General features: G+C 73.1%; 25 protein-coding genes. 12 read left to right on the plus strand and 13 right to left on the minus strand.

From position 1 onward, the window contains the following. Window positions 1-190: 190 nt before the first annotated feature. Entirely contained in the window at window positions 191-778 is a 588-nt protein-coding gene (locus tag ACLQ2S_RS09985) for a hypothetical protein (RefSeq protein WP_425701559.1), read from the minus strand. A gap of 485 nt (window positions 779-1,263) precedes the next feature. Here ACLQ2S_RS09985 and ACLQ2S_RS09990 point away from each other — a divergent pair, with 485 nt between their 5' ends. Then, entirely contained in the window at window positions 1,264-1,605 is a 342-nt protein-coding gene (locus ACLQ2S_RS09990; protein WP_155222101.1) for a hypothetical protein, read from the plus strand. Further along, the gene (locus tag ACLQ2S_RS09995; protein ID WP_309223920.1) at window positions 1,602-2,273 is read left to right on the plus strand and encodes a nucleotidyl transferase AbiEii/AbiGii toxin family protein; all 672 of its coding nucleotides are present in this window, start codon (window positions 1,602-1,604) and stop codon (window positions 2,271-2,273) included. The genes ACLQ2S_RS09990 and ACLQ2S_RS09995 overlap by 4 nt, the downstream gene beginning before the upstream one ends. Window positions 2,274-2,310: 37 nt before the next feature. Here ACLQ2S_RS09995 and ACLQ2S_RS10000 read toward each other — a convergent pair whose 3' ends face one another. Beyond that, a complete protein-coding gene (locus tag ACLQ2S_RS10000; RefSeq protein ID WP_425701560.1) occupies window positions 2,311-3,213 on the minus strand; it encodes an SDR family oxidoreductase in 903 nt (300 codons plus the stop codon). Between the two features lie 154 nt (window positions 3,214-3,367). Beyond that, a complete protein-coding gene (locus tag ACLQ2S_RS10005) occupies window positions 3,368-4,528 on the minus strand; it encodes a geranylgeranyl reductase family protein (RefSeq protein ID WP_309223918.1) in 1,161 nt (386 codons plus the stop codon). Window positions 4,529-4,733: 205 nt separating this feature from the next. Between ACLQ2S_RS10005 and ACLQ2S_RS10010 the strand changes: the two genes are divergently transcribed. Both ACLQ2S_RS10010 and ACLQ2S_RS10015 read left to right on the plus strand, forming a co-directional pair. Continuing rightward, a complete protein-coding gene (locus ACLQ2S_RS10010) occupies window positions 4,734-4,970 on the plus strand; it encodes a hypothetical protein (RefSeq protein ID WP_155222099.1) in 237 nt (78 codons plus the stop codon). A gap of 34 nt (window positions 4,971-5,004) precedes the next feature. Next, on the plus strand, window positions 5,005-6,465 hold the full coding sequence (locus ACLQ2S_RS10015; protein ID WP_425701561.1) for an MFS transporter: 1,461 nt from the start codon (window positions 5,005-5,007) through the stop codon (window positions 6,463-6,465). A gap of 8 nt (window positions 6,466-6,473) precedes the next feature. Here the strand turns inward: ACLQ2S_RS10015 and ACLQ2S_RS10020 are convergent, their stop codons facing one another. The 7 genes from ACLQ2S_RS10020 to ACLQ2S_RS10050 all read right to left on the minus strand — a co-directional run bounded on the left by ACLQ2S_RS10020 (window position 6,474) and on the right by ACLQ2S_RS10050 (window position 13,056). Then, on the minus strand, window positions 6,474-7,172 hold the full coding sequence (locus tag ACLQ2S_RS10020; protein ID WP_309223917.1) for a hypothetical protein: 699 nt from the start codon (window positions 7,170-7,172) through the stop codon (window positions 6,474-6,476). A 221-nt stretch (window positions 7,173-7,393) separates the two neighbouring features. After that, entirely contained in the window at window positions 7,394-8,065 is a 672-nt protein-coding gene (locus ACLQ2S_RS10025) for a DUF3626 domain-containing protein (RefSeq protein WP_425701562.1), read from the minus strand. Between the two features lie 65 nt (window positions 8,066-8,130). Beyond that, entirely contained in the window at window positions 8,131-8,760 is a 630-nt protein-coding gene (locus ACLQ2S_RS10030) for an MBL fold metallo-hydrolase (RefSeq protein ID WP_155222097.1), read from the minus strand. After that, entirely contained in the window at window positions 8,760-9,845 is a 1,086-nt protein-coding gene (locus tag ACLQ2S_RS10035; RefSeq protein ID WP_425701563.1) for an S-(hydroxymethyl)mycothiol dehydrogenase, read from the minus strand. The genes ACLQ2S_RS10030 and ACLQ2S_RS10035 overlap by 1 nt, the downstream gene beginning before the upstream one ends. A 167-nt stretch (window positions 9,846-10,012) precedes the next feature. Beyond that, complete coding sequence (locus tag ACLQ2S_RS10040; RefSeq protein ID WP_155222096.1) at window positions 10,013-10,867, minus strand: SDR family NAD(P)-dependent oxidoreductase; 855 nt, start codon at window positions 10,865-10,867, stop codon at window positions 10,013-10,015. Further along, the gene (locus tag ACLQ2S_RS10045) at window positions 10,860-12,344 is read right to left on the minus strand and encodes a flavin-containing monooxygenase (protein WP_425701564.1); all 1,485 of its coding nucleotides are present in this window, start codon (window positions 12,342-12,344) and stop codon (window positions 10,860-10,862) included. The genes ACLQ2S_RS10040 and ACLQ2S_RS10045 overlap by 8 nt, the downstream gene beginning before the upstream one ends. 61 nt (window positions 12,345-12,405) lie before the next feature. Continuing rightward, the gene (locus tag ACLQ2S_RS10050; RefSeq protein WP_425701565.1) at window positions 12,406-13,056 is read right to left on the minus strand and encodes a phosphotransferase; all 651 of its coding nucleotides are present in this window, start codon (window positions 13,054-13,056) and stop codon (window positions 12,406-12,408) included. A gap of 109 nt (window positions 13,057-13,165) precedes the next feature. Between ACLQ2S_RS10050 and ACLQ2S_RS10055 the strand changes: the two genes are divergently transcribed. Genes ACLQ2S_RS10055 through ACLQ2S_RS10070 form a run of 4 tightly spaced genes read left to right on the plus strand, consistent with a single transcriptional unit; the run spans window position 13,166 to window position 19,207 of the window. Then, window positions 13,166-13,810, plus strand: a complete 645-nt coding sequence (locus ACLQ2S_RS10055) for an ATP-binding cassette domain-containing protein (RefSeq protein ID WP_425701566.1) — start codon at window positions 13,166-13,168, stop codon at window positions 13,808-13,810. Further along, the gene (locus tag ACLQ2S_RS10060) at window positions 13,807-15,081 is read left to right on the plus strand and encodes an extracellular solute-binding protein (protein ID WP_196222651.1); all 1,275 of its coding nucleotides are present in this window, start codon (window positions 13,807-13,809) and stop codon (window positions 15,079-15,081) included. The genes ACLQ2S_RS10055 and ACLQ2S_RS10060 overlap by 4 nt, the downstream gene beginning before the upstream one ends. Next, on the plus strand, window positions 15,078-16,841 hold the full coding sequence (locus ACLQ2S_RS10065; RefSeq protein ID WP_425701567.1) for an ABC transporter permease subunit: 1,764 nt from the start codon (window positions 15,078-15,080) through the stop codon (window positions 16,839-16,841). Before ACLQ2S_RS10060 ends, ACLQ2S_RS10065 begins: the two co-directional genes overlap by 4 nt. Then, complete coding sequence (locus ACLQ2S_RS10070; protein WP_425701568.1) at window positions 16,838-19,207, plus strand: tetratricopeptide repeat protein; 2,370 nt, start codon at window positions 16,838-16,840, stop codon at window positions 19,205-19,207. Before ACLQ2S_RS10065 ends, ACLQ2S_RS10070 begins: the two co-directional genes overlap by 4 nt. Before the next feature lie 81 nt (window positions 19,208-19,288). Here ACLQ2S_RS10070 and ACLQ2S_RS10075 read toward each other — a convergent pair whose 3' ends face one another. After that, window positions 19,289-19,831, minus strand: a complete 543-nt coding sequence (locus ACLQ2S_RS10075; protein WP_155222089.1) for a MarR family winged helix-turn-helix transcriptional regulator — start codon at window positions 19,829-19,831, stop codon at window positions 19,289-19,291. Window positions 19,832-19,933: 102 nt separating this feature from the next. Here ACLQ2S_RS10075 and ACLQ2S_RS10080 point away from each other — a divergent pair, with 102 nt between their 5' ends. The 3 genes from ACLQ2S_RS10080 (at window position 19,934) to ACLQ2S_RS10090 (ending at window position 23,175) form a co-directional block, all read left to right on the plus strand. Next, entirely contained in the window at window positions 19,934-21,523 is a 1,590-nt protein-coding gene (locus ACLQ2S_RS10080; RefSeq protein WP_425701569.1) for an LLM class flavin-dependent oxidoreductase, read from the plus strand. A gap of 163 nt (window positions 21,524-21,686) precedes the next feature. Continuing rightward, entirely contained in the window at window positions 21,687-22,193 is a 507-nt protein-coding gene (locus ACLQ2S_RS10085; RefSeq protein WP_425701570.1) for a DUF1772 domain-containing protein, read from the plus strand. Window positions 22,194-22,305: 112 nt separating this feature from the next. Further along, on the plus strand, window positions 22,306-23,175 hold the full coding sequence (locus ACLQ2S_RS10090; RefSeq protein WP_155222087.1) for a pentapeptide repeat-containing protein: 870 nt from the start codon (window positions 22,306-22,308) through the stop codon (window positions 23,173-23,175). A gap of 60 nt (window positions 23,176-23,235) precedes the next feature. On the opposite strand, the gene rnhA is transcribed toward ACLQ2S_RS10090, so the two are convergent. After that, a complete protein-coding gene (gene rnhA, locus ACLQ2S_RS10095) occupies window positions 23,236-23,715 on the minus strand; it encodes a ribonuclease HI (RefSeq protein WP_155222086.1) in 480 nt (159 codons plus the stop codon). Window positions 23,716-23,832: 117 nt separating this feature from the next. Between rnhA and ACLQ2S_RS10100 the strand changes: the two genes are divergently transcribed. Continuing rightward, a complete protein-coding gene (locus tag ACLQ2S_RS10100; RefSeq protein ID WP_155222085.1) occupies window positions 23,833-24,102 on the plus strand; it encodes a GNAT family N-acetyltransferase in 270 nt (89 codons plus the stop codon). Here ACLQ2S_RS10100 and ACLQ2S_RS10105 read toward each other — a convergent pair. Further along, window positions 24,017-25,273: a lycopene cyclase family protein gene (locus ACLQ2S_RS10105; RefSeq protein ID WP_155222084.1), complete on the minus strand. Its 1,257-nt coding sequence runs from the start codon at window positions 25,271-25,273 to the stop codon at window positions 24,017-24,019. The genes ACLQ2S_RS10100 and ACLQ2S_RS10105 overlap by 86 nt on opposite strands. Between the last annotated feature and the right edge of the window lie 263 nt (window positions 25,274-25,536).

A 25,536-nucleotide genomic window follows, 5' to 3' on the forward strand; every position in this document is an offset into this window, starting at 1 on the left:
GGCCCGGGGACACTGGATCACACCGACACCCGAGTCAACAGGTTACCCGCTTCGCTTCTTCCTACCCCTGTCGTGATCGCCGCCACAGTCGCGGCCGGGTGGTATGCCGCTGGCCGGCACCCTGGGTGGGGTGCCGGCCAGCGGTTTGTTCCCCCTGTCGAGGAAAGTCTTCGATTGTTCAGAGCAGGGATCAGGCGTTCCAGTGCTCGGCGACCAGGTCGGCGGCCTGCTGTTCCCACTGGGCGTAGTGGTCCGGGTAGGCCGACACCTGCACGGTCTGCGCGGCCTTGGTCAGGGGCATGTCCTGCCAGCCGTCGACCTGCTTGAGGCCCTTGAGGAACGCCAGGGTCGAGTACTCCGGGTCGGTGATCTGCTCGACCGTGCCCCAACCACTGGACGGACGCTGCTGGAACAGACCCTGCGAGTCATGGTCGTTGCGGTCACCCAGATGACCCAGGTTCTCCAACTTCGACTCCTGCAACGCCGTCGCGATCGCCACCACCGCAGCCCGCTCGTCCATACCGGCCTTCTTCGTCGCCGCGATGATCGCCTTCACGTTCCCCACCTGCTCATCGTTCAGGTCGACATGCGACTGACCCGCCGGAGCACCATGCGGCAACAGCTTGCCGGTGTCCGGCTTCTCAGCCTGGACGGCGGCGATGGGGTTCGCCGAGGAGAACGCCTCGGTGGCGGCGTGGTTGAGCGGGCCGGCAGCGAGTCCGGCGGCGGCGGTGAGGCCGGCGATTCCGAGGATGCTCTTGCGCAGCATGGTGTTCATGGGGGATCTCCTTCGCGTTCGGGGGTGAGCGTCGCCTCCGTGGGGGGCGGGCGACGCAGACGCCGTCAGGCGGCGGAAAGAACGTGGTGCGTACACCGGCCGGAGGGGGTGGGCCGGTAGGGCGCGTGGGGCGCGGCCACATCACGCGCCGGGACCATGTACAACGACTGACCGGGGCCGGTCATTCCCGGATCTCACCGCCCGTGGCGGCGGCCGGTCGGGCCCTCCTTGGTCAGCCACCCATTACAACGCCCGCCACCCCCCGCAGATTCCACCCACCGCCACCCGAAACCGGACACCCCGACACACAAGGTGATCAACCACCCACGAGGCCAGGGTGTGGCCTGCCGAACCCGGCGCAGGGATCAGGCCTGACCGCCCGGAGCCGGGCACGGCAGGCCACACCCCCACGGCCACGCCCCACGAATCACGCCCGAGGCAGGTCATCGGCACGAGCCGAGCCGATCTGGGGTTACCCTGACAGCATGCAGGCGGTCTCCCCCACCTCGACCGGCGTGGCGCACCTGGCCCGACCCGGTCGTCCCGCCGTGGTAGCCCGGACACTCACCGAACTGCGTGGCCCCACCCGAGGGGTGGTCGAGTTGCCGGTGCGGCTGATGTGGTGCGCCGACCGCGCCTTCGACCTCGCCGACCCCGACCAGTTGCTCTGGCTGTACGAGAACGTGCTGCGCGAGACCGCGCGCCTCGACGACCTGCGGCAGCTGGTGAACGGGCGGACACTGCGCCGGGTGTGGAAACGGCTCAACCTGCCCCGGGGCGTGCGACTGGCGTGGGAGAGCCGACACCAGAGTCTCCGGTCGGCGTGACCGGGGCATCCCCGCACGCGCATCCACACGAGTTCTACCGCGAGGTTGCCCGGATCGCGTTGACCGTCGCCGGACCGTACCGCTTCGTGCTCGGTGGTGGCGTGGCCTGGGCGGCGCACGGCCTGGTCACCCGCCCCACCGAGGACGTCGACCTCTTCGCCGACGTGGAGGGCGCCGCCGCGGCGGCGGCGGCCGACGTTCGGACCGCACTGGAACGCGCCGGGTTCGAGGTGGCCGACGCCGACCCGGACAGCGACCTCGGTGACCTCTTCGACGGTTTCGACCGGGATCTACGGGACTTCGTCGTCACCCGGGACGACCGGCAGATCCGCCTCAGTCTGGCCCGTCTCGACCGGCACCGCAGCCCGGTGGTGATGGACCTCGGGCCGGTGATGGACGTCCGAGACCTCATCGCGAACAAGACCGCCGCCCTGGTCAACCGCCGCGAGGTGCGCGACTACATCGACGTGGCCTCCGCCCTGGCCCACCGGTCGGTGGCCGAGCTGCTGGATCTCGCCCGGCAGCTCGATCCTGCCGTCGACGACGAGGACGTCCGGGCGGCGGGCCGCTATCTCGACCGGATCCCGGACCACCGGTTCACCCGCTATGGCCTCGACCCCGCCGACATCGGCCAGGTCCGGCGACGCCTGGCGGACTGGCCCCGCTGACCCGCGTCGGGTCGGCGGGGCCGCGCCTGCGCTCCCATCACTTGGTGAAACGCCCGCCGGTGACGCCCAGGATCTCGCCGGTGATGTAGCTGGACTCCTGCGAGGCGAAGAAGACGTACGCGGGCGCCAGCTCCGCCGGCTGACCGGGCCGACCGATCGGGGTGTCGGTGCCGAACTGCTCGACCTTCTCCGGCGGCATGGTCGCCGGGATCAGCGGAGTCCAGATCGGCCCCGGAGCCACCGCGTTGACCCGGATGCCCCGGTCGACCAGGTCGGCGGCGAGCGCCTTGGTGAAGTTCGCGATGCCCGCCTTGGTGGTGGCGTAGTCGAGCAGCTGCGGCGACGGGTCGAAAGCCTGGATCGAGGACGTGTTGATGATCGTGGACCCGTCGCCCAGGTGTGGCAACGCCGCCTTGCACAGCCAGAACATCGCGTACAGGTTGGTCTTGAACACCCGGTCGAACTGCTCGGTGCTGATGCCGGCGATGCCCTTGTCCTGCGCCATCTGGTACGCGGCGTTGTTCACCAGGATGTCGATGCCGCCCAGGTCACTGACCGCTCGCTCGATCAGCGTCGTGCAGTGGTGCTCGTCGGCGATGTCACCCTGGACCGCGACACCCTTGCGGCCTGCGGCCTCGATGAGTCGTACCGTCTCCCGGGCGTCCGCCTCCTCTCCGTCACCGAGGTAGGAGATCAGGATGTCGGCCCCCTCCCGGGCGTACGCGATGGCGACCGCCCGGCCGATACCCGAGTCACCACCGGTGATCACCGCCTTCTTGCCGTCGAGCTTGCCGGTCCCCCGGTAGGAGTCCTCTCCGTGGTCGGGCTTCGGCGACATCGCACCGGTCCGCCCCGGCGGGCTCTGCTGCTGGCTCGGCTGCCCGGACCGCTGGCCGAACTGCTCGGTCGGGTCCTGCTGGGTGTGCTGCGTCTCGCTCACGGGGTCTCCTCGCCGGGCGGGTGGAATGCGGTCCCGCTAGGCCCTACCCGGGCCGCCCGGGGCGAAACGCCGGGCGGCTGCGGCTCGGCGGTGCGGCTCACCTCGCGTAATGCATCCTAGGATCCTGGATCACCCGGTGATCCAGGATCCGGTGTCAGCGGGCGGCTCGGGCCGGGACCGCCCTCCGTGGGCCCGGCAGCCGCTCGGCCAGGGCCAGCGCGGCCCGGACGGAGGGCCGCCCGACCAACTCGTCGAAGTCGGCCCGCCCGAGGCAGAACCGGGTGAACGCGCGCCAGCCCGGCGCGGTGGCCAGCAGCGTGTGGCAGACCCCGGGCCGCCGGGAGAAGACGTCGAGCAGCCGATGCCCGGCGCGCATGGCCGGGACCAGACGCTCGCTCACCGACCGTTCGTAGCCGCCGAGATCGGCGGCGGCCACCGCCGCACCGGCCAGCTCACCGGAGCGCAGCGCGTAACTGATCCCCTCCCGGGTCCAGGGCTCCAGCAGACCGGCCGCGTCACCGGCGACCAGCATCCGCCCCCGGCGCAGCGGTGAGTCGTCGGCCCGGCAGCGGGTCAGGTGACCCGAGTCGTGCGTCGGCGACACGTGGGCCAGCCCGAGGCGGTCGACGAACCGGGCCAGGTACCGCCGGGTCCGCTCCCCCTCACCCCGGCCGGCGATCACCCCGACGGTGAGCCGATCGCCCTTCGGGAAGACCCAGGCGTACGAGCCGGGCAGCGGACCCCAGTCGAGCAGCGCGCGCCGCCGCCACCGAGCCTGCTCGGCCGGGGACACCGGCAGTTCCAGCTCCAGCCCCAGATCCACCTGGCGGTGACGCACTCCGACGTGCCGGGCGCTCACCCCGGAGGAGCCGTCGGCACCGATGACGGTACGGGCCAGGAGCACCTCACCGTCGGCCAGCCGCACCCGTACGACGTCGGGGTCCTGCTCCACCGAGCGGACCGTCGCCCGCTGACGCAGCTCGGCACCGGCGGACACCGCGGCGGCGCGCAACCGGTCGTCGAACTCCTCCCGGCGCACCATGCTCACCAACGGACCACCAGCATGCCGTCGGGTGAATCCGCCGCGCCCGTCGAGGGTGAAGGTGATCCGGTCCACCAGGTCGTGGGCGGGTACCTCGATCCGTCCGGCGAGCGCCGCCAGTGAGGTGCCGATCAGGCCGCCACCGCAGGTCTTGTACCTCGGATGCGCGGCACGCTCGACGACCAGCGTGCGGACCCCGCGCCGGGCGGCGACGTAGGCGGCGGAGAGCCCGGCGGGGCCCCCGCCGATCACCACGAGTTCCCAGACGTTCACGGATGCAGGGTAGAGCAGCCCATTCGGGCGCGAGGCCCACCGACTCCGGGCGCCAGCGGCGGGTCACGTCAGTCGTCCGCGACCGGATGGCCACCGGCTCCGTCGGCCGCCGCACCGCTGCCGGGCAGGCATTTTTCCCGCCGCGCCGGGTAAGCGCCCGCCGCAGACCGCCTGCCGCAGGCGGACGAGGCGCGAGGAGGACACCATGCAACAGGTGCGGCTGTCGGACATCGAGGCACGGGTGTACGACGCGGTGGCGGCCCTGGAGGCCCGCGGCCAGGTCCCCTACCCGGATATGATCGCCCAGGAGTGCGGCCTGACCGAGGAGCAACTGCAGACTCCGCTGCACCTGCTGACCGAGAAGAACCTGCTGCACCGGGAGGACTCGCCGATGGCCGGGCTCGACTTCGGCCCCCGCTTCTGCGCGCAGCAGTTGGCGTGATGGTGCGCCCGGCGGCCCGACGCGGGATCGTCGGTTGACCGCAGGTTCGGCGGAGCCCGGGGCGCTGAACGACAGGCGTCGCTGGCAGGCCCTCGGGGTCGGCTTGGTCGCGGCGTTCATGACGCTGCTCGACATCAGCATCGTCAACGTCGCGCTGCCCTCCCTGGAGCGCGCCCTGCGGGCCGATTCCAGCGACCTGCAATGGGTGCTGTCCGGCTACGCCCTCACCTTCGGGCTGGTCCTGGTGCCGGCGGGACGCTTCGGCGACGTCCGAGGGCGACGCAACGCGTTCGTCTTCGGCATCGCCCTGTTCACGCTGACCAGCGCGATGGCCGGAGTCGCCCAGTCCCCCGGCTGGCTGATCGCCGCCCGACTGCTCCAGGGCGCCGCCGCCGGTGTGGTGAACCCGCAGGTGACCGGCCTCATCCAGCAACTGTTCGCCGGGCCCGAGCGGGCCCGGCCCTTCGGGTGGCTCGGCGCCACCATCGGCATCTCCACCGCGGTCGGTCCGCTGCTCGGCGGCCTGCTGATCGCCGCAGGCGGCGCGGAACACGGCTGGCGGTGGGTCTTCTTCGTCAACGTGCCGGTGGGGATCGTCGCGGTGCTGCTCGGCTGGCGGTTGCTGCCCGGTCGGGTCACCCCACGTGACCGGCGACGCCGGTTCGACCCGGTCGGCGTACTGCTGCTCGGCGTCGGGGTCACCCTCGTGCTGCTGCCGCTGGTGCAGCACGAACAGTGGCACGGCGCGACGAAGTGGCTGCTGCTGCCCGTCGGCCTGGCGGTCCTCGCCGGTTTCGTCGGCTGGGAGCGACGGTACGCCCGGACCGGCCCACCACTGTTCGACGTGGGCCTGTTCCGCATCCGGTCGTACCGTCTCGGCTCGGCGATCGCGCTGCTCTACTTCGGCGGGTTCACCGCGATATTCTTCATCTTCACCCTCTACCTGCAGAACGGGCGTGGCTACAGCGCCCTGGTCGCCGGTGCGGCGATCACCCCGTTCGCGCTGGGCTCGGCCGTCGCGTCCGCCGTCGGCGGACGGCTGGTCAACCGGTACGGCCGCCCGCTGGTCGCCACCGGCCTGGTCGCGGTGGTGACCGGTCTCGGCCTCGCCGCGCTGGCCATCGAGCTGGTGCCGCAGGCTCCGGTGCCCTGGGTGACCGCGTTGCCGCTGCTGCTCGCCGGGCTCGGCAGCGGTCTGGTGATCGCGCCCAACCAGACGTTGACCCTGTCCGCCGTACCGGTCCCGCAGGCCGGCAGCGGTGCCGGGATGTTGCAGACCGGGCAGCGGATCGGTTCGGCCGCCGGGATCGCGGTGGTGGGTGCGGCCTTCTTCGCGGCGCTGGGCGACGGCACGGACGCCTGGTCACGGGCGTTCGAACGGTCGCTGCTTACCTCGGCGGCGATCATCACGCTGGCCCTGGTGGTGGCCGGCGTCGACATCGTCGGAAACCACCGCGGCCGGCCCCGCGGACGGGACCGGCCGGTGGATCACTGACGTCGGTGTCACCAGAGCTGCGAGACGATGTCCGCCGCCTGCTCCTCCCACTGCGCGTAGTGGAACGGGTAGGCCGACACCTGCACCGTCTGCGCGGCCGTGGTCAGCGGCATATCCCGCCAGCCGCCGACGTTCTTCAGGGCCTCGAAGAAGACGGTCGAGGAGTACTCGGGGTCGGTGATCTGCTCCACGCTGCCCCATCCGGTGGACGGACGCTGCTGGAACAGGCCCTGCGAGTCGTGGTCGTTCCACGCGCCCAGGTGGCCGAGGTTGTAGAGCTTCGACTCCTGCAACGCGGTGGCGATGCCGATCACCGCGCCCCGCTCGCCCACACCGGTGCGCTTGGCCACCTCGATGATGGTCTTGGCGTTGTCCCGCTGGGCCTTGTCCAGCGGGATGCGCGACTGGGCACCCTGCACACCGTGCGGGATGAGCTCGCCGCGGGTCGGCTTGCCGGCGTCCGGCTTGTCGGTACGACCGGCGGTGGTCAGCCCGGACTCCGCCGGGACGTCGGCGCTGGTACGGCCGGTCGCCCGGTCGATCGCCGCGACCGCGCCGGAGTGCGGCCCGGTGGTGATCGGTGCCGCCACGGCGGTGGGGCCGACGGCGAGTCCGGCGAGGGCGGTCACGCCCACCACGCTGAGCGCGGTCTTCCGGTTCGGGATCGTCGCGATGGCCGGGAGCCATCGAGTGAAGTCCAGCTTCACGATGGTTGCCCTTTCGATCGGGTACGAGCCGCTCGGGGCTGAGCCGCTCTCGGGGGACACAGGCGCGGCCGGTCGAGGTTTGCCAGCCGGCGCTCTGGGGGACACAACCCGGCTGGCATGTCCGCCATTCCGGAAATGCGGCGGTGGCGGTCGGCTGCGACCCAGGTCACCGTGCAGACCGCCGAGGTGACTCCGGTCGGGCACGAAACGGGCAACGGGTGCTAAACCTCGTACGGAACGCCGAAGCGCACCAGGACGTGCCAGAGCTGCTTGAGCTGCTGCAACGTGTCCGCTGCCGGACCCCGATCGGTCCATCGCCCCGGCTCGGTCACCACGGACGCCGCGGCCCGCCCGATCAGCGCGGCGTGCAACGGCTCCCCCGACCGCGCGAACTCGCCGAAGCAGAACGTGGTCCGGGTCAGCACCTCGGGACACAGCCGCAGGTGGCAGGAGCCGAACCGGGGACAGGCCCCGTCGGGATGGTCGAGCAGGTTCAGGCCGCCGTACTTCGGCCGCTGTGCCGGGCCGACACCCGGACGCTGGTAGGCACCGCCGAACAGGCGTTCCTCCCAGCGGTCACGGTCCCCGCCCGGGTACGCGGTGAGGCCACCGTTGGAGATCCGCGTCTCGAACTGGCTGCGGTAGACCCCCTCGGTGGCGAGCGCCTCGGCGACCGTGCGGCCGTCGGCGCGCAGCCGGTCCGGATGGAAGTTGAGGGTGACCCGCCCCTGCCGACCGATCGCCCCGACGAGCCGCTCCGGTTCGAGGCGTACGCCGGTGCCGGCCAGCGCCCGCCCGACGACGGCCAGCGCGGCGGCACGGTCGCGCAGTGCCACCGTGCGCACGTGGCGCAGTGCCGCACGTTGCGCGGCGGTCAGCGTCGGGTCGGACATGCCGGCAGTGTCGTGGGGACCGTCCCGCCCGCGCATCCCGGTTTCGGCGGACGGCCGACCCGCTCTCAGTGGCCCCGGGCGAGCCACTGCGGCAGTTGGGGTGCCTCCGCCCCGATGGTGGTGCTGTCGCCGTGTCCGGTGTGCACCACGGTCTCCGGCGGCAGGGTGAGCAGCCGGTCCCGGATCGAGTCGACGATGGTGTCGAAATCGCTGTACGAGCGACCGGTGGCACCCGGGCCACCGGCGAACAGGGTGTCACCGGTGAAGACCACCCCCAACTCGGGGGCGTACAGGCAACACGCGCCGGGGCTGTGACCGGGCGTGTGCAGCACGGTCAGCGTGGTTCCACCCACCTCGATGAGCTGGCTGTCGTCCAGCGTGCCGCCCGGCGGTTCGTCGGGATGGACCAGGTCCCACAGCACCCGGTCGGCGGGGTGCAACAGCACCGGGGCACCGGTGGCCCGGGACAGTCGCGGGGCGACCCGGACGTGGTCGTCGTGGGCGTGCGTGGCGACGATCGCGGTGACCCGCCGCCCGCCGACCACCTGGAGGATGGCGTTGACGTCGTGCGGGGCGTCGATGACGACGCACTCGGTGTCGTCGCCGACGACCCAGACGTTGTTGTCGACGTCGAAGGTCTGACCGTCGAGGGAGAAGGTGCCGGACGTGACCGTGTGGTCGATGTGGGCGACCATCAGAAGACCACCACCGACCGGAGCACGTCGCCGCGGTGCATCCGGGCGAACGCCTCCTCCACCCCGTCCAGGCTGATCTCCTCGGTGACGAAGGCGTCCAGGTCGAGCCGGCCCTGCAGGTACAGCTCGGTGAGCATCGGGAAGTCGCGGCTGGGCAGGCAGTCGCCGTACCAGCTGGACTTGAGCGCCCCGCCCCGGCCGAAGACGTCCAGCAGCGGCAACTCGACGCGCATCTCGGGGGTGGGTACGCCGACCAGCACCACGGTGCCGGCGAGGTCGCGGGCGTAGAAGGCCTGCTTCCAGGTCTCCGGACGGCCGACCGCGTCGATCACCACGTCGGCGCCGAAGCCACCGGTGGCGGCCTGGATCTCCGCCACCGGGTCCGCCTCGGAGGCGTTGACGGTGTGGGTGGCGCCGAACCTGCGGGCCCAGTCGAGCTTGCGAGAGTCGGTGTCCACCGCGACGATCGTCGTCGCTCCGGCCAGGGCCGCGCCGGCGATCGCCGCGTCGCCGACACCGCCGCAGCCGATCACCGCCACCGAGTCGCCCCGGGTCACCCCGCCGGTGTTCATCGCCGCACCGAGGCCCGCCATCACCCCGCAGCCGAGCAGCCCGACAGCGGCCGGTCGGGCCGCCGGGTCCACCTTGGTGCACTGGCCCGCGTGGACCAGGGTCTTCTCGGCGAACGCGCCGATGCCCAGCGCCGGGGACAGTTCGGTGCCGTCGGTCAGGGTCATCTTCCGGGCGGCGTTGTGGGTGGCGAAGCAGTACCACGGGCGACCCCGTCGGCAGGCCCGGCACGTCCCGCAGACGGCGCGCCAGTTGAGCACCACGAAGTCACCGGGCGCGACGTCGTCCACCCCCTCGCCGACCTGTTCGACGACGCCGGCGGCCTCGTGGCCGAGCAGGAACGGATAGTCGTCGTTGATGCCGCCCTCGCGGTAGTGCAGGTCGGTGTGGCAGACCCCGCACGACTGCACCCGGACCACCGCCTCACCCGGACCGGGGTCGGGCACCACGATCTCGGTCACCTCGACGGGCGCGCCCTTGCTGCGGGAGATGACTCCCCGTACCTGCTGGCTCACGTTGTCCTCCTACTCCGCGCCGGCGCGCCCTGTCGTCGGCTGCCACGTTCGCCTCCGCAGGCGAACCTACCGCCGCGACGGCGGATCGGCACCGCTTCCACCGGCGGGCCACGCGACGACACTCCCATCGGGTCGCCCGGGTGGCATGCCGGCTGCGGCGCTCACACTCACACCGGGGTGCGGGCCCGCCGGGCGTCGGCGCGGTTGACGGCGGCGGCCAGGAGGCGGCCGTGGCCGGTCGGCGCGATCCGGGCCAGCAGGTCCAGCAGCCGTGCCGACCAGCCGACCAGCACGCGCCCCCGCCGCCGGGTCACACCGCGCAGGATGGTCTCGGCGGCGACCGCCGGGTCGATGGTGAGCAGCCGCTCGAACCGCTGCCGGCCCGCCTCGTACTCGGCCCGGTCGACACCGCTGCCCACCCGCGCGTCGCGGGCGATGCCGGTCCGGACGCCACCGGGATGCACGCAGGTGACGCCGATGCCGTCGACGGCGAGTTCGTGCCGCAACGCCTCGGTGAAGCCGCGTACCGCGAACTTGCTGGCCGCGTAGGCGACCTGGCCGGGCGGGGCGATCAAACCGAACAGGCTGGAGATGGTGACCAGGTGTGCGCCGGGTTCGGCCCGCAGCGCCGGCAACAACGCGTGGGTCAGCTGCGCCACGGCCCGGAAGTTGACGTCGACGACCCAGCCGAACTCGGCCAGGGTCACCTCGTCGAACCGGCCGCCCAACGCCACCCCGGCGTTGTTGACCAGCAGCCGGATCCGGGGGTGCCGCGCGACGATCCGGTCGGCGAGCGCCCCGGTGGCCGCCGCGTCGGCCAGGTCGACCTGGTGGGTCCACACCTGCCGGTCGGGATGCTCGGCCCGGATCGCGGCGGCCACCGTCGCCAGCCCGTCGGCGTCCCGGTCCAGGAGCACCAGCTCGGCACCCCGGCGGGCCAGGGCGTGGGCCAACGCGGCGCCGATACCGCCGGCGGCACCGGTGACCACCGCCACCCCGCCGGTGACGGTGAACCTACGCATCGACAGGACTCCTTCGCGCTGAGCCGGCCCGGTCGAACCGGAGGTCGGCGTCGGGTAGCCGCCCGTACCGCAGGGACAGCAGGTCACGTAGGTAGTTCTGGTGCACCCGCCAGGGGCCCCGGGTGCCCATCCGGGGCAGTCGTCCGACGCCGCGCCGCACGTACCCGGAGGTGAGGCCGATCAGCGGCGGACGCGGGCCCGGCGGCGGGGCGACCGGGGTGACGATCCGGGTTCCGGTGCGGTCCAGATGGCGCAGCAGCCGACACACGTAACCGGCCACCAGGTCGGCCTTGAGGGTCCACGAGGCGTTGGTGTAGCCGATGGTCATGGCGAAGTTGGGCACCCCGGAGAGCATCATCCCCCGATAGGCGACGCACTCCGGCAGCTCGACGTCGACCCCGTCCACCCGCAGGGTGATGCCGCCGAGGGCGAGCAGGTCCAGCCCGGTGGCGGTGACCACCACGTCGGCGGGCAACTCCCGACCCGAGGCGAGCCGGATGCCTCCGGCGGTGAAGGTGTCCACGGTGTCGGTGACCACCTCGGCCCGCCCGTCGGACAACACCGCGAACAGGTCGCCGTCGGGGACCACACACAGCCGCTGGTCCCACGGGTCGTAGCGGGGCGTGAAGTGGCGGTCGACGTCGTAACCGGCGGGGAGCCGCCGCGCCGCGTCCCGGCGCAGCAGCCCGCGTACCAGCCGGGGGGCACGCCGACTGAGCTGGTAGGTGGCCGTGGCGAGCAGGACGTTCTTCCAACGCACGCTCCGGTGCGCCAGGCGCGCCGGCAGCAGCCGCCGCAGGGCGTCGGCGAGGCGGTCGCGGGAGGACAGCGTCAGCAGGTACGCGGGTGACCGTTGCAGCATGGTCACCCGGGCGGCCTGCCGGGCCAATGCCGGCACCAGCGTCACGGCGGTGGCACCGCTGCCGATCACCACCACCCGACGGCCGGTCAGGTCGAGGTCGGCGGGCCAGTGCTGCGGGTGCACGATCCGGCCGGTGAACTGTTCCTGGCCGGTGAAGTGCGGCGTGTGGCCGGCGTCGTACCGGTAGTAGCCGGTGCAGGCGTACAGGAAGGAGCAGGTCAGCACGACGGTGTCGGCGCTGTCCGCGCGCTGGACGTGTACCGTCCACCGGGCCAGCCGGCTGTCCCACTCGGCCCGCTGGACCCGGTGCCGCAACCGGATGTGCCGGGTGACGTCGTACTCGTCGGCGGTCCGCCGCAGGTAGTCGCGGATGGTCGCGCCATCGGCGAGGCTCTTCGGGGCGGTCCACGGCGCGAACGAATAGCCGAGGGTGAACATGTCCGAATCCGACCGGACGCCCGGGTAGCGGAACAGGTCCCAGGTGCCCCCGATCGCGTCGCGCGCCTCGACCACCGCGTAGCTCTTGCCCGGGTGGCGACGCCGCAGGTGACAGGCGGCGCCGATGCCGGACAGGCCCGCGCCGACGATGAGCACGTCGACATGGTCTGAGGTCATCTCGTCTCCTGCCCGCGTACCGATGTCGGCAGCCTATCCCGCTGCCGTCCCGGGCTCCTCGTCACGAGGTGAGCAGGGCCACCGCCTGGTCCAGCAGGGCCAACTCGGTCGGGGTCTGGGTGGGGTTGGCGCGGCGGATGGCCACGGCGTCGGCGACGAGCGGGGCGGCGTGGTCGCACAGCGCGTGCCGGTAGGCGCGCTGCATCTCGTCGGCGGCCGCGGCCATCGGTTGGTCCGGGTCGACCGCGACCTGGGCGAGGATCAGGGCGGTCATCGCCACGTCCAGTCCGGGCGGACCGTGCCGGACGTTGCGCCAGTCGACCAGCACCGCCCCGTCCGGGTCGAGCAGGACATTGTCCGGATGCACGTCCATGTGCAGGATGCGCTCGCCGCCGTGGGCGCCGGGCAGCGGCGCGACGGCGTGCAGCCGACGGTGCAGCCCGGCGAGGATGTCGGCGGCCGGCACCACCTCGATCGTGCCCGACACCAGCGCCTGGAGCATCGTCGGGCCGGGTACCCGCTGCATGACCAGGTCCGCGCCGTCGGCCCGGTGCACCCGGGGCACCGGAAAACCGGCGGCGTGCAGATGGGACATGAACCGGGCTTCCTCGGTGACGTCGGTGCCGTCCCGGTAGCGGCGCAGCACCCGGCCGCCGTCGAGGGCGTAGACGTCGGCGTCGCGGCCGGATGCGAAGGGTGTCGACGCTGTCATGGACAGCACCGTAACCGGGCGCTGCGACGGCCACGGTGGACGGCGGGTGGGGCACCGAGCGTGGTGCCGCTGTGACAATCTGGGAGGACGACGGGGGTCATCGGAGGTGATGGTCACGTTACGCACGCTCGACCTCGTTGCCGTGCCGGAGATGTCGCCGCTCGACATCGACGTGGCTGTCGGCGCGGCGGTCGCCCTGGTGGTTCCGCCGCCGACGGCCACCGCCGTGGCCCGGGTGGTGGCCGGGCTGGCCGCGCCGGTCAGCGGGCGGATCCTGGTCGGCGGCCGCGACGTCACCGACCTGCCGGCGTTGCGCCGCCGCATCGGGTACGTCCCGGCCGGCAGCGCCCTGCTGCCCCACCTCACCGTCGGGCGCAACATCTCCTACGGTCAGCGCCGTCGGCGAGGGGTACGCGAGGTCGCCGAAGGCTGGGCGGCAACCCTGGTCGAACGGCTCGAACTCACCCCGACGCTGGGGCTGCGTCCGCACCAGCTGTCCGAGGCACAACGGTTCCGGGTGGCGCTCGCCCGGGCCATGGCCTGCCTGCCCGAGGTGCTCGTGGTCGACCTGCCCGCCCCGGTCGACGGGGTGCAGCTGCCGGAGCTGCTCGACCGTACGTCCCCTCCGGACGGCCCCGGCGTGACGGTGCTGCTCTGCTCGGCCGACGAGGAGGCCCTCGCCGGTGTCGACCGCCGGGTGACGCCCGCCGACGACACGCCGCCCGACCCGGTCCGGTCGGCGGTGCGGTCGTGACCACGGTCAGCCGTCGCACGCTGCTGCGCGCGGCGGCGACGACCGCCGCCACCGCCACGGTCGGCGGCTGCGGTCAGGGGCGTCGGTCGGTGCAGGTGGCGGTCGTCTGGGCCGGTGGCGAGCTGGCCCGGTTCCGTCAGGTGGTCGCCGACTACCCGACGAGCGTGCAGGTCATCGGGGTGGGCAACGACATCGACGCGTTCCTGACCGCGCGCCGTGCCGCCGGTACCAGCCCCGACGTGGCGATCCTGCCCCGCCCCGGCCTGGTCGTCGAGTACGCCCGGCGGGGCTGGCTCAGCGAGGTGTCCCCGGCGGCGAGTTACACCGCCCCGGGCGGCATGGCCGACCTGCTCGACGTCGACCGACGCCGTTACGGCGTCTGGGTCAAGGCCGCCCACAAGTCGCTGTTCTGGCACTTCCCGTCGATGTTGGACGAACCGCCGAGATCCTGGGACGCGCTGGTGTGGTTGACCCGCCGACTCGGCGCACGGCACCGGGCGGGTGCCGGCCCGGCCCCGTTGGCCATCGGCGCCGCCGACGGTTGGGTGCTCACCGACTGGTTCGAGAACGTGCTCGCCGACGTCGCCGGGGCAGACCTGTACGCGGCGTTGGCCCGTGGCGAGGCCGACTGGCGGGGCCCGTCCGTGGCGTACGCGCTGGACCGCCTGGCCGAGTTGTGGAGTGTGGACGGTGCCTTCCCGGGCGGCGGGCGGCGGGCCCTGCTCACCCAGTTCGAGGAGTCGATCATCCAGGTGGTGCACCACCGCGAGGCCGTCATGGTGTTCGAGGCCGACTTCGTCGACGCGGTGGTCGACCGGTTCCGCCAGGGCTCCGAGCCGCTGGTCACCTTCCGCTTCCCCGGCGCCCGGGTGACCGAGCAGCCGCTGATCGTCGGTGGCGACGCGGCGGTGGCGTTCACCGGATCTCCCGGCGGCGCGGACCTGGTGCACTGGCTCAGCCAGGCGACGACGTTCCGGCCCTGGCTGGACGCCGGCGGCTACCTGTCCCCCAACCTCGCCGTGCCGGTGGACAGCTACCGTGACCCGCTGCGCCGGCGGCTCGCCGACGAACTGCGCACCGCCGACACCGTGCGGTTCGACCTCTCCGACCAGCTGCCCGGCACCTTCACCGGCACCGACGGGGTGGGGATCTGGCGGATCATGCAGGACTTCTTCATGAACGTGACCGGCGGGATGCCCGCCCGGGAGGCGATCCGCCAGGCGACCGGCCAGCTCGCCGAGGCGGCCCGGACGGCGGGAGGTGGCCGGTGAGTCGGGGTCCGCTGCTGGGCGAGCTGGCGGTGCTCGACGACGTCGGTCCGCCCCGGCGCGGCCGGGCCTACCCGGCGGCCGGTGTCGGCTGGGCGTTGTTGGCACCGGCGGTGCTGCTGCTCGGCGGTCTGCTGGCCTGGCCGGTGCTGCGTACGCTGCACGCCAGCGTCACCACCGACGGCCGCTGGGTCGGCGCCGAGCACTACCGGGCCGCGCTCGCCGCGCCCGGCACCGCCGCGGTGATCGGGCGCACCCTGCTGTGGGCGCTGCTGGTGCCGATGGTGGTCACGGTCCTGGGCTACCTGCTCGCCGCCGCCTCCCGGCGCTCCCAGGAGGGCTGGCTGGTCCGGCTCATCCTGATGGTGCCGACCGCGTTGCCGCTGGTGGTCACCGGGGTGACCTTCCGGCTGCTCTACGACCCCGACCCGAGGCGCGGACCGGTCACCCTGCTGCTGACCTGGGTGACCGGGCGCGACCCGGAGCAGTTGCCGCAGGTGCTCGGGCCGGACCTGGTCACCGTGGCGGTGATGTCGGCGTTCGTGTGGGCGTGGGCCGGGCTGGCGATGCTGGTGTTCCGGGCCGCCCTCGACGCGGTGCCGACCGACCTGGCCGACGCGGTGCGGGCCTTCGGTGGCAGTCGCCGCGACGTGCTGTGGGACGCGCAGTGGCGACCGCTGCTGCTGCGTACCGTCGCGGTGGTCTTCGCCCTGGTCGCCGTGGGCACCAGCCGCACCTTCGACCTGATCCTGGTGATGACACCCGGCTCGGTGCGGGACGAGGCGGCGGTGCTCTCGTTGCGGATCTGGCAGACCTCCGGTGCGACGACCACCGGTGAGGGTGCCGCCCTGGGCGTCGTGTGGCTGATCGCGGTGGCCGCCGGCATGCTGGTGGTGGCCCTGTTCGTCCGGCAGGCGTGGCCGCCGCCGCAGCGACCGGCCGGTGGCACCGGCACCGCACCGCCACCGCGACGGCTGGTCCGGTTGCTCGCCGCCGGCGCGGCGCTCGCCTGGCTGCTGCCGCTGGGGGTGTTGGCGGCCACCTCGTTGCAGAGCCCGGTGCGGGCGGCCACCGAGGGTTGGTGGGCCAGCCCGCCGGGCCTGGACTCCTACCGGGCCGTGCTCACCGGCCCGGAGCTGTGGCGCAGCCTCGGTTTCACGTTGGCGCTGGCCACCGTCGTCACCGTCGCGGTGCTGGGCATCGCGCTGCTCGCCGCGTACCCGCTGGCCTGGCTGACCGGACCGGCCGCGCAGGCCACCGGGCTGGTGCTCACCGTCGCGGTGGTGGTACCGGTGCAGGTGATCGCCGGCCCGGTCAACGAGGTGCTCGGGCTGGTGCTCTCCTCCGGCACAGCCCGAGGGGTCGCCCTGGTGCACATCGCCCTCGGTGTGCCGTTCGCGGTGCTGGTGCTGCGCAACTCCTTCGCCGACCTGCCCGCCGAGCAGGTCCGTGCCGCCCGGATCGGTGAGCGGCACTGGTGGGGCACGCTGCGCCGGCTGGCCCGGCACAACCGGACCGCGCTGGTGGCGGTGGCGGTGCTGGAGTTCGTGCAGGTGTGGAACGACCTGGTGGTGGGTCTGCTGTTCAGCGGGCCGGGTACGACGCCGCTCGGGTTGTTCCTCGCCGGGCAGACCCGTGGCTTCGTGGCCGGTAGCGGCACGCTCGCCGCCGGGTGCGTGCTCGCCTCGATCCTGCCGGTGCTGGTGTTCGTGCTGGCCCGCAAGCGCGTGGTCGCCGGTCTGGTCGCCGGGGGTGTGCGGTGACCGGGTCGCCGTCGCGTCGGCCTCGGCTGCTCAGCGCGTTGCTGGCCGTCGGCGGGGTGGTCGGTGCCGGGGCCAGCGCCGTGCTCGGCAACATCACCGGCAATCTGCTCTCCGAGTTGTCGCTGACCGTCCTCGGCTCGGCCAGCGTGGGGCTGGCGGCGATCGGGGTGGTCGCCTCCTTCGTGGTGGAGTGGCGGCGGCGTCGCGAGCAGCTACCGGCGGGCGAGGAGGCCGACACCCAGGCGAGCAGCAACGCGCCGACCCTGCCGTGGCCGGCCGGGTACACCGGCCGCCGGGGCCAGGCGGAGGCGGTGGTGGCGCTGCTCGCCCCGGAGCACGCGGTGGCGGTGGTGGGCCGGCGGGCCGTGGGCACGTCCTGGTGTGCCGTCCAGGCGGCGAACCTGAGCCGCGCGGACTTCCCCGACGGGCAGTACTACCTCGACGTGCGCCGGGGTGGGCGGGCCCGGTCGCCCCGGGAGGTGCTGGCCGCGCTGGCCCGCATCGTCGGCACCGGCGCGCCCCGGTCCGGCCGACCGGACGACCTGGCCGACGCCGCCGACGAGCTGATCGGGCAGTTGGACGGCCGCAAGGTGCTGCTGGTAGTCGACAACGTGGACTATCCGGCGCAGGTCCGGCCGCTGCTGCCACCCACCGCCCGGACCTGTCGGCTGTTGTTGGCCGGCACCGGCCGACTCGCCGCGCTCGACGGGGTGATGGCGTACTGGCTGGACGAACCGGACGTCGACGACGCGGTGGAGATGTTCGCCGACGCCGGCGCGGCCACCGCCGTACCCCGCCCGCACCGCCCGGACCCGCGTTCCGACCCGGCGGTACGCGACATCGTGGAGCTGTGTGGGCGGCAGCCACGGGTGGTCACCGAGTTGGGACGACGCAGCGCACAACACGGCTGGCGGCACGACGACGTGCTGCGCGCGCTGCGTCGTGCCGCCGACACGCCGCCGCATCAACGGGTGGCAGTCTCCCCGGTGACGGGCCTGGTCACCGCCCGGGACACCGCGTACCACGCGCTCAGCGGGGAGGCTCGGCGACTGTGGCGGCTGCTGTCGCTGAGCCGGGTGCCGCTGGACCGGTCCACCATCGCCGCGCTCGCCAATCGCCGACCGCACCGGGTCGCCGCCCTGCTGGACGAGTTGGCCGACGGCGCCTTCGTCGTCGGCGCGCCCGGCGACCGGTACGAGGTCCGTCCGCTGCTCGCCGGATTCGCCCGGATGCACCTGCGGGAGGCAGAGCCGGTGCACCGTCGGGTCACCGTGCAGGCGCGGTTGACCCGGCACCTGGCCCGCCGGGCCGAGCAACAGGTGGCGGCCCTGGCCACCGGCGCGCTCGACCGCGATCACCGACTCCCCGACGACGACCCGTACGGCTGGTTCGACCTGCATCAGGAGTTGCTGCTGGCGGTGGTGAAGGTGCCGGCCGGAGCGGTGGAGTCGTTGCCGCGCCGGGTGCGGGACTGGTGGTTCCGGCTGGCCGTGGCGTTGTGTGGATGGCTCGCCCACACCGAGCGGCTCGACGAGTGGGAGGACGTCTGCCGGACGGTGCTGGCGAACCCGACCGCCCAGGACCGGCCGGAGATCGCCGGCTGGGCCCACAACGAACTGGGGGTGCTGCGACGCCGCCGACACGACCCGTACGGCGCGGTGGCCGCGCTCAGCCTGGCGGTCGCCGGGCAGGGCCGTCGGGGCACCGCCCAGGCACGGATGAATCTCGGGCTGGCCCTGCTCGACCTCGGTCGCATCGACGAGGCGGTGGAGCATCTGGAGCTGTCCCGGCGGCACCGGGCCGGTTCCGACCGGGCCGGGCAGGCGCTCAGCGATCTCGGGCTGGGGGCGGCGAGGTTGGCCCGCCACGACCTGGAGAGCGCACACGACCTGCTGGTACGCGCGGCGAACTCGTTCCGTTCGCTCGGCGACGCCCGGGGCTACGCGGCGGCGTTGACCAACCTGGTGCTGGTCCACACGGCGATGGGCGAGCACCTCGACGCGGCGCAGGCGTGGCGGGCCGCGCTGCGCGAGTACGAGTCGCTGGGTGACCCGACCAATCGGGCGGTGGCGCTGCTCAATGCCGGGGTGGCGCTGCTGGGCGTGGCTCCGGGACAGGCCCAGCAGGCATACGACCTGCTGACGGAGAGCCGGCGGCTGCGCGAGGGCGGCCGTCCGGACGCCGGGCTGGGCCGGACGCTGCTGCATCTGGGCGACGCGGTCGCGGCGCTGGGCCGTCCCGAGGAGGCCCGGCGGCACTGGGCGGACGCGGCGGCGATCTGCGAGGTGGCCGGCGACGAGGACGGCCAGCAGGCCGCCGACGCCCGCCTGTGCGGTGAACGGTCTACCGAGCCGCGCCGAGGATGACCCGGGCCGCCCAGGCGGTACGCCTCGTGTCCAGGTGTACCGCCTGGGTGGCCGTCCCGGTCACGGCATCCCGGGGACGCGCTACGTCAGGTCCGCGCCGGGCTTCGCCCTCCGGCGTGCCCGGGTCGGCGGCCGTTCCACCGCCGCCTCGGCCACCTGGCACAGGTCGGTGAGCGGGTCGACGGCCTGCGCCGCGCAGGCCACCTGCCGCAGCAGGGTCCGCAGGGTGCCGGCCTGCTCCGGCGACAGCTCCCGCAGCAGGCGCGACTCGACCGCCTCGAGCGCCGTCCGGCGCTGCCGCGCGGCCTCGCGCCCGGCCTCGGTGAGGGTGACCAGGCGGCTGCGCCGGTCCGCCGGATCGGGTCGGCGGACCACCAGTCCGTCCCGTTCCAGGTCGTCGATCAGATACGTCAGCACGGTGCGGTCGATGCCCAACTCCTCGGCGATCGCGCCCTGGTTGCGCGCGGGTTCCCGGTCGGCCGAGGTGAGCACCTGGTATCCGCGGGGTCCGCCGGGCAGGTCACCGACGGCGTGGTCGGCGGCGCGGATGTAGGCGCGGAAGACGACACCGAGCATCCAACCGAGATCGTCGTTGATCGGATCGCTGGCCTGGGCACCGCTCATCACCCCACGATAGCGTACGTCACAGATTTTCTTGGGCAATGATGTTCTGCACGACATAACATTTTCCTGTGGCAACCCCGCCGCAGGACCGAGAGGACGCCGATGAGCGACTACGGGCACCCGCTGACCTTCGGGTCGTTTCTCACCCCCGGCAACGCCGACCCGACCCGGCCGGTCGAGTTGGCCATGCTCTCCGAGCAGGTCGGGCTCGACCTGGTGACGTTCCAGGACCATCCGTACCAGCCCGCGTTCCTGGACACCTGGACACTGCTGAGCTTCGTCGCCGCGCGCACCGAACGGGTCCGCCTCTCCGCCAACGTCACCAACCTGCCGTTGCGCCCGCCCGCCGTGCTCGCCCGGAGCGTGGCCAGCCTCGACCTGCTCAGCGGCGGCCGGATGGAACTCGGCCTCGGGGCGGGCGCGTTCTGGGACGCGATCGAGGCGATGGGAGGCCGTCGCCTCTCCCCCGGTCAGGGGGTACGCGCCCTGGAGGAGGCGATCGAGATCATCCGCCAGATCTGGGACGTCGACGCCCGGGGCGGTGTCCGGGTCGAGGGTGAGTTCCACCGCGCGGTCGGCGCGAAGCGCGGGCCCGCCCCGGCCCACGACGTGGGCATCTGGCTCGGCGCGTACAAGCCGCGCATGCTCGCGTTGACCGGACGCCGCGCCGACGGCTGGCTGCCCTCGCTGGCCTACCTGCAACCCGGCGACCTGGCCCGGGGCAACGCCATCATCGACGAGGCCGCCGCCGAGGCGGGCCGGTCCCCCGCCGACGTACGCCGGCTGCTCAACATCAACGGACGGTTCGCGGCCACCGGGCGGGGCCCGTTGCACGGCCCGACCGAGCAGTGGGCCGAGGAACTGGCCGACCTGGCCCTGACCGAGGGGATCAGCACGTTCATCCTCGGTAGCGACGACCCGGACGACCTGCGGCGCTTCGCCGCCGAGGTGGCACCGGCCACCCGGGAACTGGTCGCCGCCGAGCGCGCCACCCCGCCGTCCGGCACCGCGACCGCCCAGGCCAGCGGCGCGCCCCCTCGGGCCAGCGACGCCGGGGGTACGCCCGCCGCCACGCCGACCCGGGTCGCCGCTTCCGCGTTGGCCGTGGTTCCCACGCCGGACGACGGCGTACGCCGCAGCGACGTGCGGGTGTGGGACGAGGCGGCCCGCCCGGCCGGACCGGCCCCCGACCCCCAGCGCACCTACACCGCCCACGAGCAGGCCGGTGCGCAGCACCTGATCGACGTGCACGACGGCCTGCGCGCCGAACTGGCCCAGATCCACGACCTGATCGAGCAGGTCGCGGCCGGTCTGATCGACGTGGGTACGGCCCGGTCGCACATCAACACGATGACCATGCGGCAGAACAAGTGGACGCTGGGCACCTACTGCGAGTCGTACTGCCGGATCGTGACCACCCACCACACCATCGAGGACCGGTCGCTCTTTCCCCACCTGCGGCGGGCCGACCCACGGCTCAAGCCGGTCATCGACCGCCTCGAGGAGGAACACCACGCCATCCACGACGTGCTGGAGGGCGTCGACCGCGCGCTGGTCGCCTTCGTGGCCACCCCGGACGGCATGGCCGAGCTGCGGGCCGCAGTGGACCTGCTCAGCGACACCCTGCTGTCGCATCTGTCGTACGAGGAACGGGAACTCGTCGAGCCCATCGCCCGCCTCGGCGCTCACTAGCCGTTCCGTCGCTCACGGACGTGCCGAAACCTCCATCGCGTACGTCGAGAGGCGACCCGCATTCGCGTCGCCAGACGGCAGCTGCCCCACCGTCGCCGACCTAGCGTTCGTAGCGCAACGGACCGACCGCGCCCGGCCGGGCGCCGAACCGGTAGGAGGACCGGTGTCTCGCAGCAGACTGGTCTGGATCGGCCTGGTCGCGCTGACCTGGGCGGCAATGATGTCGTTCGGGGGCGTGGCGGCCGAGACCGTGATGCTCTACCCGAACATCTTCCACGACGCTCCGGCCTCGCTGGAACGCGCCCGCGAGTTCCTGACCATCAGCGGCCCGAGCGACTACTTTCCACCACTGGGTGCCTCGGTGGTGCTGCTCGGCATCGCCGCCACGGTGCTCACCTGGCGAGAGCGCCGGCTGCGGTGGTGGGTCGTCGCCGCGACCGGGGTCTTCGTCGCGTGCGAGTTCCTGTTCTCGGTCGTCTTCTTCTGGCCCCGCAACGAGATCATGTTCGTCGACCCGGTCGGCACCCACTCACCGCAGTACCTGCGCCAGGTGGCCGAGGAGTTCGTCGCCGGGCACCGGGTGCGGCTCGTCGGTGGCGCGGTGACCGCCGCGCTGGCCTTCACGGCACTGCTGCGTTGGGCTCGCCGCGACGCGACACGCGGTCGTTGAGCCGGAACGGCACGGCACCGGGGCAGGTGGCCCGGTGCCGCGCCCGTCGGGGCGTACCGTGACGCGGTGACCGGCTGCCACACCGGTCGAACCGGCGAGGAGGGAAGACCGGATGCCGCAGGAGCCCCGACTGGCGGGCGCCGACGGGCTGCGGGCCGACTGTGCCCGCTGCGTCGGCCTGTGCTGCGTCGCTCCCGCGTTCGCCGCGTCAGCCGACTTCGCCCTCGACAAGCCGGCCGGGCAGCCCTGCCGCAACCTGCGGGCGGACTTCGGCTGCGCCATCCACGCCGAGCTACGCGAACGGGGCTTTCCCGGCTGCACCGTCTTCGACTGCTTCGGTGCCGGTCAGCGGGTCACCCAGGTCACCTTCGGTGGGCGGGACTGGCGCGAGGAGCCACGGCACGCCCAAGCGATGTTCGACGTCTTCGCGGTGATGCGACCCCTGCACGAGCTGCTCTGGTATCTGACCGAGTCTCTCCGGCTACGTCCACCGGCCGACCTGCGGGCGGAGTTGACAGCCGCACTGGTCGAGACCGAACGGCTCGCCGGTGAAAGCCCGGAGACGTTGCTCGCCCTCGACGTCGACGCGCACCGGGCCACGGTCAACGCGCTGCTGTCGCGTACCGCCGATCTGGCCCGCGCTCGCGGCGGAGCCGGCGCCGACCTGCGCGGGGCCGCACTGGTCGGCCGCGACCTGCGGCGCACCATCCTGCGCGGAGCCAACCTCCGGGGCGCCACGCTGATCGGGGCCGACCTCCGCGGAGTGGATCTCACCCGGGCCGACCTCACCGGCGCGGATCTACGCGGGGCGGACGTGCGTGGCGCCGACCTGTCCGACGCCCTCCTCCTGCACCAGTCACAGGTCGACGCCGCCCGAGGCGATTCACGGACCCGGCTGCCACGGCGGATCACGAGCCCGGCCCACTGGTCGCACCTGCCGCTCACCCCGGCCAGGCCGGTACGGCGCGGCCGACGTCGCTGACCGGGGCGAGATCGCCTACGGCGGCCGAGCACCGGCGGACGCCGCCCGACGGACCTCGGGTCAGCGACCACCGGGCACGGCGGCGGCCCGCGCCTCGTTCATGCCCTGGTTGGCCAACGCGTCAGCTCGCTCGTTCTCCGGGTGCCCGTTGTGGCCCTTGACCCACAGCCAGGTGACCTGGTGCCGGGCGCAGGCCCGCTCCAGGCGCTGCCACAGGTCGGCGTTCTTGACCGGCTGCTTCGCGGCGGTCAGCCAACCGTTGCGTTTCCAGGACGCCAGCCAGCTGGTGATGCCGTTGCGCACGTACGTGCTGTCGGTGTGCAGCTCGACGGTGACCGGACGGGTCAGGGCCTCCAGCGCCTCGATGGCGGCGGTCAGCTCCATCCGGTTGTTGGTGGTCGCACCGGCCTCCCCACCACACAGCTCGCGCTCGTGGGAGCCGTAACGCAACACCGCGCCCCAGCCACCCGGGCCCGGGTTGCCGCTACACGCCCCGTCGGTCCAGATCCGCACCAGCCGGCCGGCCGTCTCGTCCACCATGGCGGCAAACCCTACCGTCCGCTGCCCCCCGGCCGACCGGACGCCGCACTAGGGTCGGCGGAGTGAGTGGAGTCGTGACCGGTCGCCAGATGGTGCTCCGCGCGGCGGAGCCGGGCATTGCTGGCCCACCTGGCGAGCCTGGCCGTGGAGCGCGGCTGCGCCCGCCTGGAGTGGTGGGTGCTGCGTACCAACGATCCGGCGCTGCGCTTCTACCGGCGGCTGCACGCACGCACCGTCGACGAGATCGACGTGCTCCGGTTGGAAGGGCACACCTGCGGGCGCTCGCCGCCGACCGGTCGGATCACTGACCTGAGCCGTCGGTGCCCGATGACTCGGAGTCGACGACCGCCGGCGGCACCACCCACGCCGGGCGGCGGGCCGGCGTGATCCGGTCACGGATCCGCGCCGCCGCGTCGGCGACGGTGGCGGTGACCATCGGTCGGAGCCGGGTGGAACGCATCACCGCCAGGTCCTCGACGACGCTGGTGTGCCCGTCGAGGAAACGCAGCACCCGGGGGGCCGGGTTACGGGCGAAGAGACGACCGAAGAAGTCCGGCCCGTCGACCAGGTTGGCGTCCAACGCCCGCAGGGCGACCGCGTCCATCCACCGGTGGCGGCGGGGGTAGGCGGGTGCGGGCACCGGTGGCCGACCGGAGGCAACGGCCCGGGCGACCTGGTCGGCCTGCCGGTACATCGCCGAGAAGGTGAAGCCGGTCGAGGGACGGGTGGCGCCGCCGGCCGTGCCGAGCCGTACCACCCGGGGGGACGGTCGGGCCACGAACGGGCCGTCGGTCATCGGGATGACGCCGTTCTCGACCTCGGACACCGTCAGGCGTGCCGGATCGAGACCGAGCAGGTCCCGGTATCCGGTCAACGCCGCGTCGTACGCCGCGCCGGTCAGCAGGCCGGGCGAGAACTCGGTGTACTCGACGAGCGCGTACCGGCTGTCGACGGGCAGCACGTAGCCGAAGGAGACCCCCCGCGTCGGCTGCGGGGTGCGGAAATCCATCAGCACCGCGCGGTCCGGGTCGAAGACCGGCCGGTCGGCCGTCAACCACCACCCCCGAAAATGCTGCAACCAGTTGGTACGCCCCGGCCGACGTGGTGCGGTCGGCCGGGAGTCCAGCAGCCAGCGGGCCCGCAACAGCAACCGGCCGTCGACGGCGTGCACCAGCACCCGGTCCCCGTCGTCGTCGACGCGCCCGGCGGCGGCGGGGATCCGGAGCGCGTCCAGGCGACGCTCCGCCTCGGCGGCCCGCTGGTAGATCGGGCCGGAGCGCAGCATCGCGTACCGCAGGGGTGCCAGGTCCAGCGCGTGGCGGGCGTCCGGCCCGACCACCTCGACGCGTGACCAGCTGGCGCTGAGCAGGTCGTCCAGGTCGTTGCCGGGCTCGTCCCAGAACGCCCAGGTGCGGTCCTGCCCGCGTCGGTGCACCGGGTCGACGACGGCGACCCGCAGATCGCGTACGCGATGCCGATCCAACGCGGCCAACACCAGCGATGCCGCGCCACCCCCGCCCACCAGGGCGAGGTCGACGTCAACGGGCGGGCTGTCCATCCGATCACGCTGTCACATGTCGTCGCTGCTCACCCGGGCAGGGGCAGGTCAGCGCGACGCAGGAACCGGACATGCCGCTGGCCGGCACCCTGGGTCGGGTGCCGGCCAGCGGTTTGTTCCCCCTGTAGAGGAAAGTCTTCGATTGTTCGAGCAGGGATCAGGCGTTTGTTCGAGCAGGGATCAGGCGTTCCAGTGCTCGGCGACCAGGTCGGCGGCCTGCTGTTCCCACTGGGCGTAGTGGTCCGGGTAGGCCGACACCTGCA

The sequence above is a fragment of the Micromonospora sp. DT48 genome (assembly GCF_049844495.1).
GTDB lineage: Bacteria > Actinomycetota > Actinomycetes > Mycobacteriales > Micromonosporaceae > Micromonospora.